The sequence below is a fragment of the Sphingomonas bacterium genome, assembly GCF_903644055.1.
Classification (GTDB): domain Bacteria; phylum Pseudomonadota; class Alphaproteobacteria; order Sphingomonadales; family Sphingomonadaceae; genus Sphingomonas_I.
In genome coordinates, this window is the sequence record NZ_CAHJXD010000289.1 from 1 (window position 1) to 13,266 (window position 13,266).

The following is a 13,266-nucleotide window of genomic DNA, read 5'->3' on the forward strand; positions in this document are numbered from 1 at the left end:
ATCCTGGTCGGCGCCGGCGCGGGCGCGGCGGTCGGCGCGGCGTTCGGGGCGCCGCTGACGGGTGCCTTCTACGCGTTCGAGATCGTCATCGGCGCCTATACGCCCGTCGCGATCGCGCCGGTGCTGGCGGCTTCGCTCGCGGCGGCGGTGGTCGTCCGCGCGTCGGGCGCGCCCGCCTATCTGATCGCGTTGCCCACCGCCGAAGCGATCCTGACCTGGGATTATATGCTGTACGCGGCGCTGGGATTGATCTGCGCCCTGCTCGGCATCGCCTTGATGCGGCTAGTGACCTTGCTCGAGATCGGGGTGCGGCGCTCGCCGATCCCCGATTTCGTGCGCCCGATCGTCGGCGGCCTGCTGCTGATGCCGCTCGCCTGGGTGACGCCGCAGACGCTTTCGGCCGGGCGCGGCGCGCTGCATCTCGATCTGACGACGCAGATCGGGCTAGGGCTGCTGATCCAGATCTTCCTGCTCAAGTCGCTCGCCTCGGCCATCTCGCTGGGGTTCGGTTTTCGCGGTGGGCTGTTCTTCGCCTCGCTGTTCCTGGGATCTTTGGTCGGACAGATTTTCGCGGGGCTGATCGCGCTGATCCCCGGCGCCTCTCCGGTCGACCCCAGCGACGCGGCGCTGATCGGCATGGCGGCGATGGCGGTGTCGGTGGTCGGCGGGCCGATGACGATGTCGATGCTGGTACTGGAGGCGACGCACGATTTCGCGCTGACCGGAACGGCGATCGCCGCCTCGCTCTGCGCGAGCACGCTGGTGCGCGAAACGTTCGGCTTCTCCTTCTCGACCTGGCGGCTGCATACGCGCGGCGAGACGATCCGCAGCGCGCGCGATATCGGCTGGATCAAATCGCTGACCGCTGGCAGCATGATGCAGCACAACGCGCCGCAGATCGCCGCGACCGCGACGATCGAGGCATTCCGCCACCGCTTTCCGCTGGGTTCGACTCGACAGGTGCTGCTTACCGACGATGCCGGCGGCTATGCCGGCCTCGTGCCGACGATCAGCGCTTATGCCGAGCGTCTCGATGCGGCGGCGCAGCTCTCGACGATCGCGCATCTCACCGATCGCGCGCTGCTGCCCGAGCATGACGTGATCACGATCCTGCGCATCTTCGACGAGGAGGAGGCCGACGATCTCGCGGTGGTCGCCGTCGATCGCACGATCCTCGGGCTCGTTTCGGAGCGCTTCGTGCACAAGCGCTACGCCGAGGAAATCGAGAAATCGCAACGCGCTCTGTTCGGCGAATGATGCCGGACGCGGTTATGACGAAGGCTTGAGCTTGAGCGGCAGGCCCGCCGCGACCAGAATTACCTCGTCGGCGATCCGCGCGATCGACTGGTTGAGCGTGCCCGCGGCATCGCGGAAACGGCGGGCGAGCGCGTTATCGGGGACGATACCGAAGCCGACCTCGTTCGAAACCAGGATCAGCATGGCCGGCGAGGCCGCGACCGCCGCCGCCAGCCGCAGGCTTTCCGCTTCGGTATCGCGGTCGGCGAGCAGGACGTTCGACATCCACAACGTCAGGCAGTCGACCAGGATCACCGCCTCTGCGCGCGAGGCCGTCGCGATCGCCTCGGCGAGATCGAGCGGCGCCTCGATCGTCCGCCAGCTTTGATCGCGATCGGCGCGATGGCGGGCGATGCGTTCGGTCATCTCGTCGTCGAAGGCTTGGGCGGTGGCGATGAAGATGCGCGCGCCGTCGACCGCCTCGGCGCGCGCCTGCGCGTAGCGGCTCTTGCCGGAGCGCGCGCCGCCGAGGACCAACAGTGCCGCCATATCCCACCGCTCCGCCCGCCATATTGTCGCGCGGCCTTATCGCCTAGGAGACGCGGCGGATATGGGACTCATGATCGAGAGCAAGGCGGCCGACGCGTGGACCGTGCATGGCGGCCGGCTGGACGCCGCGCGGCGCGCCTATCCGGACGTCGCGGAGTGGATCGATCTCTCGACCGGGATCAACCCCGATCCCTGGCCGATCGCGCGCGCGGGCGTCCTCGACTGGGGGGCTTTGCCCGAGCCCATCGCGCTGGCCGAGCTGGAAGCGGCGGCGGCCGGATATTTCGGCGTGGCGCCGGACCGTGTCGTCGCCGTCCCCGGCAGCGAGACGGGATTGCGCTTGCTCGGTCGGATCGGCCTACCCGCCCCCTACCGCCATGCGGCGCCCGGCTATCGCACGCATGCCGACATCTTTCCCGGCAGCATCGGTCTCTCTCTCGAAGGGGCGCTGTCGCCGCCACCGGGCGGCACGATCGTCTTCGGCAATCCGGACAATCCCACCGGGCGCATCGTTCCGGCCGAGACCGTCTTCGCGCTGGCCGACGCAAGGCGCGCGTCCGGCGGGTGGCTGATTGTCGACGAGGCTTTCGCCGACACCGATCCGGACATCAGCGTGCTGCCCCACCTCGCCCCCGACGCTTCGGTGATCGTGCTCCGGTCGTTCGGGAAATTCTTCGGCCTGGCGGGCGTCAGGCTCGGCTTCGTCGTCGCGCCGCGCGCGATCGACGCGCGGGTTCGGCGGGCGATCGGCGCGTGGCCGGTCTCCAGCGCCGCGATCGCGTTTGGGACGGCCGCCTATCGCGACGATGCGTGGATCGCTGAAACGCGCGGCGCGCTGGTCCGGCGGGCCGAGGCGCTGGACCAGGCCCTGCGGCGGCACCGGCTGGAGCCGATCGGCGGCTGCCCGCTGTTCCGGACGGTCGAGACTCCGGATGCCGCCCGTCTGTTCGGCCGGCTCGCCGCGTGCGGCATCCTGACGCGACCGTTCGATCATAGCCCGACGTGGCTGCGCTTCGGCGTGCCTTCGGGCGCGGAGGCTCTGGCGCGGCTGGATGCGGCGCTCGGCGATGGCTGAGCCCGTGGCACTGGCCGCGCTCGTCATCGAGGCAGCGATCGGCTGGCCCGATTGGCTCTACCGGCGAATCGGGCATCCGGTCGGGATATTCGCGCGGATGATCGGATGGGGCGAGGCGCGCTGGAACGATGGCGGCCGGGCGGAGACTGGTCGGAGGCTGCTCGGCGGCGTTCTGGTGGCGATCCTACTGCTGGTCGCCGTCGGCGGCGGCCTGTTGCTGGATATCGTCGCGCGGCGCACATTGGGTTGGCCGCTGATCGCGCTGCTCGCGGCGCCGGCGCTCGCGCAGCGCAGCCTGCACGATCATGTCGCGCCGGTCGCCGAAGCGCTGGACGCCGCCGATCTGCCGCGCGCGCGGTCTGCGGTGGGCCGGATCGTCGGGCGGGATACCGATGCGCTCGACGAGGCCGGGGTAGCGCGCGCGGCGATCGAGAGCCTCGCCGAAAGCTTCTGCGACGGGGTGGTCGCGCCCGCCTTCTGGCTGTTATCGTGCGGGCTTCCCGGTATCTGGGCCTATAAGGCGATCAACACCGCCGACAGCCTGATCGGGCATCGCGAGCCGCGCTGGCGCGCGTTCGGCTGGGCGGCGGCACGGACCGACGATCTGCTCAACCTGCTGCCGGCGCGATTGTCCGGGGTCCTGCTCTGCGTAGTGGGCGGCGGGTGGCGGACGATGTGGCGGGACGCGCGCAACCACGCCTCGCCCAACGCCGGCTGGCCCGAGGCGGCGATGGCGGGCACGCTGGGGCTGCGGCTCGCCGGGCCGATCGCCTATGACGGCGTGCTGCTCGCCAAACCCTCGATCGGCGACGGGCGACGGACCGCGTCGGCCGCCGATATCCGCCGCGCGCTGGCGCTCTATCGCCGCGCCTGCCTGCTGCTATGGGCGATCGCCGGGGGGATCGCATGGGCGCTGTGATGCTGCAGGGCACGGGATCGGACGTCGGCAAGTCCGTGCTCGTCGCGGGATTGTGCCGGGCGCTCGCCAATCGCGGCCTCGCCGTGCTGCCGTTCAAGCCGCAGAACATGTCCAACAACGCCGCGGTGACGCCCGACGGCGGCGAAATCGGACGCGCGCAGGCGCTCCAGGCGCTGGCGTGCCGCGCCGATCCGCACACCGACATGAACCCGGTGCTGCTGAAGCCGCAGGCCGATCGCACCTCGCAGCTCGTCGTCCATGGCCGGGTGCGCGGCACGTTGCGCGCGGCGAATTTCCGCGAGGCGCGGGCCACGCTGCTGCCCGAGGTGATCGGCAGCTACGGGCGGTTGCGCGCGCGCTGCGATGTGGTGGTGGTGGAAGGCGCGGGATCGCCCGCCGAGATCAACCTGCGCGCCGGCGACATCGCCAACATGGGCTTCGCGCGCGCGGCGGAGGTGCCGGTGGTGCTGGTGGGAGACATCGATCGCGGCGGCGTGATCGCGGCGATCGTCGGCACGCGCGCGGTGATCGATCCCGACGATGCCGCGATGATCCACGGCTTCCTGATCAACAAATTTCGCGGCGACCCGGCTTTGTTCGAGGACGGCTATCGCGCGATCGAGGCGCGATCGGGCTGGCGGGGGTTCGGCGTCGTGCCGTGGCTGCCGCAGGTGGCGCGCCTGCCGAGCGAGGATGCGGTGGTGCTGGAACGCGGCGCGGCGCGGACGAACGGGCGGCTGGTGATCGCCTGCCCGATCCTGCCGCGCATCTCCAACTTCGACGATCTTGATCCGCTGAAGCTGGAGGAAGCGATCGATCTGCGGATGATCCCGCCCGGCCGGCCGATCCCCGCCGAGACCGCGCTGGTCGTGCTCGCGGGCTCCAAATCGACGATCGCCGATCTCGCAGCACTTCGCGCCGAGGGCTGGGACGTCGACATCCTCGCGCACCACAGGCGCGGCGGCCGGGTGCTCGGGCTGTGCGGCGGCTATCAGATGCTAGGCCGGCGGCTCGCCGACCCAGAGGAGATCGAGGGTGCGGCCGGCGAGGTCGCGGGGCTGGGGCTGCTCGATGTCGAGACGGTGCTGACATCCGAGAAGGCGCTGCGGCGGGTGAACGGCGCGGCATTAGGCGCGCGCTTCAGCGGCTACGAGATGCACATGGGGACGACCTCCGGCCCCGATGCCGGGCGGCCGCTGGCGACGTTCGACGACGGCACGCCGGATGGAGCGGTCAGCGCCGATGGCCGGGTGGCGGGCACCTATGTGCATGGCCTGCTGGCGGATGCGGAGCAGCGGCGCGCCTGGCTCGCCTTGCTGGGGGCCGAGGCCGGCGGCCGCGACTATGACGCTTCGGTGGACGAGGCGCTGGACGGGATTGCCGCGAGCCTGGAAGAGCATGTCGATATTGACGCGCTGCTGGCGCTCTCACGCACGGCCGGCGACGCATAAAGCGAGCAGCAGGCCGGTCTCGACGATCTCTATCCCCGCACCATGGCAGTCGCCCGAAACGCCGCCGAGCCGCCGCTTGAGCCACAGCGTCCAGCCGCCGATCAGCAGCGGCGCGACCAGCAGCGCCGGGACCAGCGGGATGACGCCGATCAGCACCGCGCCCCAGGCGATCAGGTCGCGCCGGCGCACGCTCTGCGAAAGGCGGGAGGCCATTCCGGCGTGCAGCGGCGGCAGCGCGCGCGCCCAGACCAACGGCCCCATCCGGGCGACGAGGGGCACGAGCGGCAAGGCGTTCACCATGCCGCCAACCAGCGCGCCGTGCAGCAGCACGAGCTTGGCCAGCAACTGGAGGACGATCGCGACCACGCCGAAGCCGCCGACGTGCGGATCGGCCATCACCGCGAGCAGGCGATCCCGGTCGCGGTGCGCGGCGCCGATCGCATCGGCGAGATCGGCGAGCCCGTCGAGGTGGAGCGCGCCAGTGATCGCGACCCAAGCCACGGTGCCGAGCAAAGCCGCCGTCCAGGGATCGATCGGCGCGCCGATCAGCACGCTCCCCGCGACGATCGCCCCGACGACCATGCCGACCGCCGGAAACCAGCGGATCGACGCAGCATGGTCCGAAGCTTCCGCATGGATTTGCGGCGTCGGGATGCGCGTGAGGAATTGCAGCGCGAGCAGGAAAGCGCGCATCAGTGCAGCCCGATAACCTGGGCGGTAGGCTGATCGCCAGGCCAGACCTGGAGCGAGAGCAGGGCCGCATAGGGCAGATCGAAAGCCCAGGTCTGCGCCTGCCCGAGCCCGCACAAGGCCGCCAGCGCCGCGCGCATCGCGCCGCCGTGCGTGACGACGAGCGTCGGTACGGGAGGCAAGGCGCCGATCGCCTGCGCGACACGCGTCCGGAGGCTCGACCATGTCTCGCCCCCCGGTGGCGGATTCGCGTCGGGATCGTCCCAGAAACGGCCGAGCGCCGCCGGATCGATCTCGGCGGTGGCGCGCCCGTCCCATTCCCCGAAATCGAGCTCGCGCCAGCGCGGATCGATGGCGATCGGCAGGCGCTTGACCGCACCGATCGCGGCGGCGCTCACGGAGGCGCGCCGGAGATCGGAGGTGACGATCCGGGCGAGATCGAGCGGCTCGGCCTGCGCCACGCATTCGGCGATACCGTCTTCGGTGGCGGCGCAATCGGTGCGGCCGAGCAGCCGTCCGGCAAGCTCGGGCGCGCCATGACGGAGGAGATGGAGCGGATAGGCCGTCACACGGCCTCCGAGACGCCCGCCTCGGCGAAGGTCGCCATGCCGTCGTGCGCGGCGAGCGCAGCGCGGATGATGCCGACCGCGACGGCGGCGCCGCTGCCCTCGCCCAGCCGCATGCCGAGATCTAGCAGCGGCACGAGGCCGAGCCGATCGAGCAGGCGGCGATGCCCCGGCTCGGCCGAGCGATGGCCCGCGAGGCAATGGTCGACGATCGTAGGACAAGCGGCGGCGAGCGGCGCGATCGCGGCGCACCCGATGAAACCGTCGAGCACGACCGGGATCCGCCGCAGCCTCGCCGCCAGCACCGCGCCCGCGATCGCGGCGGTCTCCCGGCCGCCGAGGCGGCGGAGCGTTTCGAAGGGCGTTCGCGGGGCGCCGGCATGAAGGACGAGCCCCTGCTCCACCACCACGATCTTGCGCGCGATCCCGTCGCTATCGACCCCCGTCCCCTGCCCCACCCAATCCCCGGCGCCGCCGCCGAAGCTGCGCGCGCAGAGGGCCGCGGCGGCGGTGCTGTTGCCGATCCCCATCTCGCCCAGCACGAGCAGATCGGCATCGCCGACGGCCTCGGCGCCCGCCGAGAGCGCCGCCAGGCATTCGCTCTCGCTCAGCGCCGGCGCCTTGGTGAAATCGGCGGTCGGGCGATCGAGATCGAGCGGCACCACCGCGAGATCGAGCCCGGCAGCGGCGGCAAGCGCGTTGATCGCGGCGCCACCAGCAGTGAAATTCCTGACCATCTCGATCGTCACCGCCGCCGGGTAAGCGCTGACGCCATGCGCGACGATGCCGTGGTTGCCCGCGAACACGACCGCGCGGCCCCGGACGATCTTCGGCCGCGCCGCTCCCTGCCAGCCCGCGATGAAGACCGCGATATCCTCCAGCCGCCCCAGCGATCCCGCCGGCTTGGTCAGCCGCGCCTGCCGGTCGCGCGCCGCCGCGCGCGCGGCTTCGTCGGGTCCGGGCAGGGCCGAGAGCGCGTCCGTGAACGCCGCGACGTTGGGGAACATCGTCACTCGGCGACATAGCCTTCGGGCGGCGTCCGCGTGAGGAAATGGCCCTTCACGCCCGCCGGCCATTTCGCATAGGCGACGCGGCCATGCTCGCTCGCGGCATATTCCACCGCATAATCGAGCAGCGCGCGCGCCGCATCGGCATCGGGCGCGAACCGGCCGAGCACATAGCCGATCTTGCGCGGCGCGCGCAGATGCACCGTGCAATGCTCGGTGCAGGCGAACAGGCAGGGCATCTCCTGCACCGCGATCCCGGCATAGGCCGGGTCCGACGCCTGGATCGCGCGCAACGCCTCCACCAGCCTGGCGCCGCCGCGCACCCCTTGCGCATCGTCCCGCGCATCGGCGGAAAGGCGGCAGGTGTTGCACGCCACGACCGCCGGCCCATCCGCGACGCGGGTCAGCACGAGGATCAGCCGTGCCGCGCGCGGCGCGCGGGCGTGCCGCGCGCGATCGGGAGCGTCGATGCGCGCCGTTCGGACGAATATGTCGTCATCACCGTCTCCTCATCCTGACCCTAGAGCCGCGCGCGAACCCCGACATAGCCGCTACGCCCGAGCGTGCCGTAGCGATAGGCGGTCTGATATTCCTTATCGAACAGGTTCTCGATCCGCGCGAACGCCTTGAAGGTCTTGTTGATCGGCACCTCGGCGCGCAGATCGACCAGAGTATAACCATGCAACTCGGTGGTGTTGGCGGCATTGTCGAAGGTCTTGCCCGACCAGCGGAAGGCGACGCCGGTACTGATCCCCAGCGGCCAGACATAATTTACGGAGCCGTTGGCCGAATGGCGCGGGCGGCGCGGCAGCCACAGGCCGTAGGTCACGCCCGGCGAGCGATCCTCGGACACCGTCCGGCTATAATTGCCGTCGAGGGTCAGATGCTCGCCGATCCTGGCCGCGCCGCTCGCCTCGATGCCATGCGCCTCGGCACGCGCGACATTCTGGTAATAGCCCGATCGCCGCGTCGTGCTGCCCGGCTGGAAACAGAGCGGCAGCGTCGAGGTCGCGGTGCAGCTATTGAAGATGATCTGGTCGCGCGTCCGCCGTTCGAAATAGGTGCCGCCGATCGTCAGCCTGCCCCCGAACAGATGCTGCTCCGCGCCCGCTTCCCAGCCGTGCGCCTGCTCGGGCGCCAGCGCCTGGTTCCCGAAATCGGAGAAGAGCTGGTACAAGGTCGGCGCCTTGAAGCCCTCGCCGTAACGCGCGCGCAGGATCGTGCCCGTCGGTGCCGACCACACCGCGCCGCCTTCGAACAGGGTCTTGCCGCCGAACTTGCTGTGATCGTCGTGACGAATGCCGCCGCTCACGGTGACGCCCCCCAGCACTTCGCCGTTGAGCTTGGCGTAGAAGCTCGTGATCCGGGCGTCGCCGCGCGCCGGCGCGGGGATCGCCGTCGCCAGCGATGCCGAGGGCGAGACGCTGCGGAAGCGCGAGCGCTCATGCTCCGCGCCGAAGATCGCGTCCCAGCCCTGGGCGATCGCCAGCGAGCCCTGATATTCGGCGCGCCGATTGTGTCCGGCGGCATCGAAGCTCAGCGGCCGCTGGCGCAGCGGCCCGTAATTGGTGCGATCGGTATCGGTATAGCCATAGCCCAGCCGGTTGCGCAGCCGGCCGCCGAACAGATCGACGTTGAGCCCGGCATAGGTCACATATTCGGTGGTGTACGAATAATCGGGCGTGTCGGCGGTCGTCGAGTCAAGATCGGCGCGGCCGTGGGAATAATAGCCGCGCAGATCGGCCTGCACGCCGGGCGCCAGCGCGATCTCGACGCGGCCGGTCAGGCTCTTGTTGGTGTAGCCGTCCTGCTCGACCCCGCCGAACCTGGGCGCGATCACCGATATGCCGTCGGTGCGAAAATAGGTGCCGCCGATCCGCCAGGTGAACGGGCCGGCGATGCCGCCCGCCGCCGCGCGCCCGTTGAACGTGCCGCGCGATCCACCCTCCAGATCGAAGCTCCCCTCGACCCGCCTGATCGGCAGCGGCGTGACGATGTTGACGACGCCGCCGATCGCCTGGCTGCCCCAAAGGATCGATTGCGGCCCGCGCAGCACCTCGATCCGCGCGGCGTCGCCGACGAGCAGGTTGGCGAAATTATAGCCGCCGCCGGTCGACGAGGGATCGTTGAGCTTGACGCCGTCGATCACCACCACGGTCTGGTCGGTCTCGGCGCCCCGGATGCGGATCTGCGTGGCGGTGCCGTAGCCGCCGTTGCGCGAGAAGCTGACGCTGGGCGTACGCAGCAGCAGTTCGGTGACGCCGATATCCTGGTTGCGGTCGATCGCCGCCTTGTCGAGAATGGTGACGGCCGACGCGACGCGATCGATCGGGGTCGGCGCGCGCGTGGCGGTGACGATGATCGTGCCTTTTTCGGGCGTCGCGGCGCTGGGCGCGGGCGCGACCTGAGCCAGCAAGGGGGACGCAAGCACGAAGGCGGACGAGGCGATGGCGGATGAGGCGATGGCGGATTTCAGCACTGGTTTCTCCCATAGACAAAGCCGACCACGGCCCGCCGGGGGAGATCGAACATCGTGGGATGCGCGGCCTCATCCTGCGAAACGCAGTCACGATGCCGCCACTCGGGTGAAATCCCGTTCGCTCGGCGCACCCTGGCCGGACGAAGTGCGACCGCGACGGGCAGGTCTCCTGGCTCGCGGGTCAATGCCATGTTCGCGCCGCCTTCTCAGGGCCGAAACCCCAATGGCATGTGGCGCGATGGCTCGCCGCTTACAGTTGCAGGGGCAGCGCGGGATGTTCGCCCGCTTCCCTTTTCATCCCCGTCACCGGGGAACCTGTCGCGGAAGCGCCGTTACGCGGAGACGAGCGGCGTCGTCAATCGTCACGTCGCGCTCAGAACTCGATGCCCTTCTGCGCCTTCACGCCCGATCGGAACGGATGTTTGACCATCGTCATCTCGGTCACGAGGTCCGCCGCGGCGATCAGCGCTTCGGGCGCGTTGCGGCCGGTGACGACGACGTGCTTCATCTCGGGCCGCGCGGTCAGCACCGCCACCACCTCGTCGGTCGGCAGATAATCGTAGCGCAGCACGATGTTGAGCTCGTCGGCGATCACCATCGCATAGGCCGGATCGGCGATCATGCGGCGGACCTCGTCCCACGCGCGGCGCGCGCTGGCGATGTCGGCGGCGCGGTCCTGCGTGTCCCAGGTGAAGCCGTCGCCCATCGGCTTGAATTCGGCAAGCTCGGGAAAGGCATCGAACACAAGCTTCTCGCCCGTCGTCATCGCGCCCTTGACGAACTGGACGATGCCGACCTTCATGCCATGCCCGATCGCGCGGATCGCCATCCCGAACGCCGCCGAGCTCTTGCCCTTGCCGGGGCCGGTGTGGACGATCAGCAGCCCCTGCTCGCGCATCTTGCCCGCCATCATCTTGGCGCGCGCGGTCTGGATGCGCTTCATCCTGGCGTTGTGCGCGGCGTCTTCCATCGGCGGCTCCTCGACGACGGCGAGGGTCGGGTCAATCGGCCTGGCGCGGGACGACGCGGTGGTAGGCCATTAGCAGCAGCGAGCCGAGCGCCATCCCTCCGGCGATGCCGACGCAATCGGCGAACAGATCGTCCCATTCGGGATCGCGATGGAAGATCGGCATCGACTGGCTGATCTCGATGAAGCCGCCGAATCCGGCGAGCGCGAGCGCGATCCACAGCGCCTGGCGGCGTGGCCAGCCCAGCTTGGCCAGGCACCCCAGTGCGAAGAAAGCGAGGACATGGTTGCCCTTGTCATAGGCGACCACACCTACATGGCGCGGTGCGATCGCGCAGACATAGGCGAAGATCGCCGCGGCCCAGAACAGCAAGCGGAAGGCGGCGCGGAGCGGGGCGGCGTTCATCCCCGGCAAATATCAGCCGCCAGCATCCCGGACAATCGACTTGCGCGACGCAGGGTCGCGCCTAAACGCCGCGAGATGCCAGCGATAGCCGAACTCGATCGCCTGATCGCCGCCGCACACGGCTGGGCGCGCGAGCCGATGGCGATCGCCACCGTCATCGCGACATGGGGCTCGGCCCCCCGCCCGCGCGGTAGCCACATGCTGGTGCATGCCGACGGGCGCTTCGAGGGCTCGGTTTCCGGCGGATGCGTCGAGGGCGAGGTGCTCGCCGCCGCCGCCGAGACGATCGCCGACGGCCAGGCGCGCAGGCTGCAATTCGGCGTGACCGAGAATATGGCGTGGGAGGTCGGGCTGCCCTGCGGCGGCGAGATCGAGATCTTGGTGCAGCCGGTAGCGGCGGGCGGCTTTCCGCCCCGGTTGTTCGAGGCGATCGGAGACGCGCGCGCCGCCGGGCGCGTGCTGGGCGTCGTCACCGATCTTGCCACGGGATCGAGCGCGATTGCCCGCGAGGCGGAGGAAGGCGCCTTCCTCAATCGCTACGCGCCGCCGCGCCGCCTGCTGATCGTCGGCGCGGTGCAGATCGCGCAGTCGCTCGCGCAGATCGCCGCGCAGATCGACGCGCACCCGATCGTGATCGATCCGCGCGGCCGCTTCCTGACCGAGGATCGCTTCCCCGGCGTCGAGCGCGACGAGCGCTGGCCCGACGAAGCCATAGAGGCGCACGCGCCCAACGCCGCGACCGCCGTGGTCACGCTGAGCCACGATCCCAAGATCGACGATCCCGCGCTGATCGCGGCTCTATCCTCCCCCGCCGGATATGTCGCGGCGCTGGGATCGACGCGCAGCCACGCCAAGCGGCTCGAGCGGCTGCGCGCCGCCGGGCTTGGAGAGGAAGCGCTGGCGCGGCTCGATGCGCCCGCCGGCCTGTCGATCGGCGCGCAGGGACCGGCCGAGATCGCGCTTTCGATCGCGGCGGGAATGGTCAAGGCGTTCCGGGGCTGACATCCCGGTGCTTATGGTCTGTCCTGTTCAAGATGGACGTCACCCCGGCTCAAGGCCGGGGTGACGAGAGGCTACAAGTCAACAGGACAGGCTTTACTTCTTGCTGAGCGACAATCCGCCGAAGCGCTTGTTGAAGCGCGCGACCTGTCCGCCGGCGTCCAGCATATGCTGCTTGCCGCCGGTCCATGCCGGGTGGACGGTGGGATCGATGTCGAGCTGGATCGTGTCGCCTTCCTTGCCCCAGGTGGAGCGGGTTTCGAACACGGTGCCGTCGGTCATCTGGACCTTGATGGCGTGATAATCGGGATGAATGCCAGTCTTCACGGAAATGAGCTCCTAGCGCGGCTGGTTCCGACCAGCCTTAGGCAAGCGGCGCGCTTAGCGGGCCGGGACGCCGGGATCAAGCCTAGCCCTTGGGCGGATCGGCGATCATCGCGGTGAAATTGGCCTGGGCGGCGAGCGTGTCACCGACGAACGCGCCGCCCTTGAACTTGCAGACGCTCGCGCGCTTCTGGACGAACTCCACCTCCAGGCGCAGCAGCACGCCGGGCTCGACGGGCTTGCGGAACTTGGCTTCGTCGATCGCCATGAAATAGACGAGCTTGCCCGATCCGGCGAGGCCGAGGCTCTCGACCGCGAGCACGCCGGCGGCCTGCGCCAGCGCCTCGACGATCAGCACGCCCGGCATGATCGGACGGCCGGGGAAGTGGCCCTGGAAGAAGCCCTCGTTGATCGTCACCGCCTTGATCGCGGTGATCGAGCGATCGGGCACGAGCCGTTCGACGCGATCGACCAGCAGCATCGGATAGCGATGCGGCAGCGCCGCCATGATCCGCCCGATATCGAGCGGACCGATGGCGGCGGACGGCGACGCCTCCTCGCTCACCCCCGGATCAGCGCCCCGAGGTCGCGGGCCGGG

At 70.0% G+C, this 13,266-nt stretch carries 15 protein-coding genes and 1 riboswitch; of the genes, 5 read left to right on the plus strand and 10 right to left on the minus strand.

Going from position 1 to position 13,266, the window contains the following annotated elements; translation table 11 throughout:
- Positions 1-1,257, plus strand: a 1,257-nt coding sequence (locus HUU94_RS12375) for a chloride channel protein (RefSeq protein ID WP_174275372.1), incomplete at its 5' end; no start/stop codon positions are given.
- Between the two features lie 12 nt (positions 1,258-1,269).
- Here HUU94_RS12375 and cobU read toward each other — a convergent pair.
- A complete protein-coding gene (gene cobU, locus HUU94_RS12380) occupies positions 1,270-1,785 on the minus strand; it encodes a bifunctional adenosylcobinamide kinase/adenosylcobinamide-phosphate guanylyltransferase (protein WP_174275373.1) in 516 nt (171 codons plus the stop codon).
- 61 nt (positions 1,786-1,846) lie between these two features.
- On the opposite strand from cobU, the gene HUU94_RS12385 reads away from it, so the two are divergent.
- Genes HUU94_RS12385 through HUU94_RS12395 form a run of 3 tightly spaced genes read left to right on the plus strand, consistent with a single transcriptional unit; the run spans position 1,847 to position 5,230 of the window.
- Positions 1,847-2,860, plus strand: coding sequence for a threonine-phosphate decarboxylase (locus HUU94_RS12385; RefSeq protein ID WP_254602190.1), 1,014 nt, complete (start codon positions 1,847-1,849; stop codon positions 2,858-2,860).
- Positions 2,853-3,779 (plus strand): adenosylcobinamide-phosphate synthase CbiB, encoded by a 927-nt coding sequence (cbiB, locus tag HUU94_RS12390; RefSeq protein WP_174275374.1) that lies wholly within the window; start codon positions 2,853-2,855, stop codon positions 3,777-3,779. Before HUU94_RS12385 ends, cbiB begins: the two co-directional genes overlap by 8 nt.
- Positions 3,767-5,230 carry a cobyric acid synthase gene (locus tag HUU94_RS12395; protein ID WP_174275375.1) on the plus strand — a complete coding sequence of 488 codons (1,464 nt, stop codon included), beginning with the start codon at positions 3,767-3,769 and terminating at the stop codon, positions 5,228-5,230. The genes cbiB and HUU94_RS12395 overlap by 13 nt, the downstream gene beginning before the upstream one ends.
- On the opposite strand, the gene cobS is transcribed toward HUU94_RS12395, so the two are convergent.
- The 7 genes from cobS to HUU94_RS12430 form a co-directional block, all read right to left on the minus strand.
- Entirely contained in the window at positions 5,207-5,923 is a 717-nt protein-coding gene (gene cobS, locus HUU94_RS12400; protein ID WP_174275376.1) for an adenosylcobinamide-GDP ribazoletransferase, read from the minus strand. The two genes, HUU94_RS12395 and cobS, sit on opposite strands and share 24 nt — an antisense overlap.
- Complete coding sequence (locus HUU94_RS12405; RefSeq protein WP_174275377.1) at positions 5,923-6,489, minus strand: histidine phosphatase family protein; 567 nt, start codon at positions 6,487-6,489, stop codon at positions 5,923-5,925. Before HUU94_RS12405 ends, cobS begins: the two co-directional genes overlap by 1 nt.
- Positions 6,486-7,493: a nicotinate-nucleotide--dimethylbenzimidazole phosphoribosyltransferase gene (gene cobT / locus HUU94_RS12410; protein ID WP_174275385.1), complete on the minus strand. Its 1,008-nt coding sequence runs from the start codon at positions 7,491-7,493 to the stop codon at positions 6,486-6,488. The genes HUU94_RS12405 and cobT overlap by 4 nt, the downstream gene beginning before the upstream one ends.
- A gap of 2 nt (positions 7,494-7,495) precedes the next feature.
- The gene (locus HUU94_RS12415) at positions 7,496-7,903 is read right to left on the minus strand and encodes a DUF1636 domain-containing protein (RefSeq protein ID WP_174275378.1); all 408 of its coding nucleotides are present in this window, start codon (positions 7,901-7,903) and stop codon (positions 7,496-7,498) included.
- A 110-nt stretch (positions 7,904-8,013) separates the two neighbouring features.
- Entirely contained in the window at positions 8,014-9,957 is a 1,944-nt protein-coding gene (locus tag HUU94_RS12420; RefSeq protein ID WP_174275386.1) for a TonB-dependent receptor domain-containing protein, read from the minus strand.
- Positions 9,958-10,114: 157 nt separating this feature from the next.
- Positions 10,115-10,306, minus strand: a riboswitch (cobalamin riboswitch).
- A 39-nt stretch (positions 10,307-10,345) separates the two neighbouring features.
- Entirely contained in the window at positions 10,346-10,942 is a 597-nt protein-coding gene (cobO, locus tag HUU94_RS12425; RefSeq protein ID WP_174275379.1) for a cob(I)yrinic acid a,c-diamide adenosyltransferase, read from the minus strand.
- A gap of 31 nt (positions 10,943-10,973) precedes the next feature.
- Positions 10,974-11,345, minus strand: coding sequence for a teicoplanin resistance protein VanZ (locus HUU94_RS12430; RefSeq protein WP_174275380.1), 372 nt, complete (start codon positions 11,343-11,345; stop codon positions 10,974-10,976).
- A 75-nt stretch (positions 11,346-11,420) separates the two neighbouring features.
- On the opposite strand from HUU94_RS12430, the gene HUU94_RS12435 reads away from it, so the two are divergent.
- On the plus strand, positions 11,421-12,347 hold the full coding sequence (locus tag HUU94_RS12435) for an XdhC family protein (RefSeq protein WP_174275381.1): 927 nt from the start codon (positions 11,421-11,423) through the stop codon (positions 12,345-12,347).
- 93 nt (positions 12,348-12,440) lie between these two features.
- Here the strand turns inward: HUU94_RS12435 and rpmE are convergent, their stop codons facing one another.
- Positions 12,441-12,671, minus strand: coding sequence for a 50S ribosomal protein L31 (rpmE, locus tag HUU94_RS12440; protein WP_174275382.1), 231 nt, complete (start codon positions 12,669-12,671; stop codon positions 12,441-12,443).
- 82 nt (positions 12,672-12,753) lie between these two features.
- On the minus strand, positions 12,754-13,203 hold the full coding sequence (gene fabZ, locus HUU94_RS12445) for a 3-hydroxyacyl-ACP dehydratase FabZ (protein WP_438827127.1): 450 nt from the start codon (positions 13,201-13,203) through the stop codon (positions 12,754-12,756).
- Between the last annotated feature and the right edge of the window lie 63 nt (positions 13,204-13,266).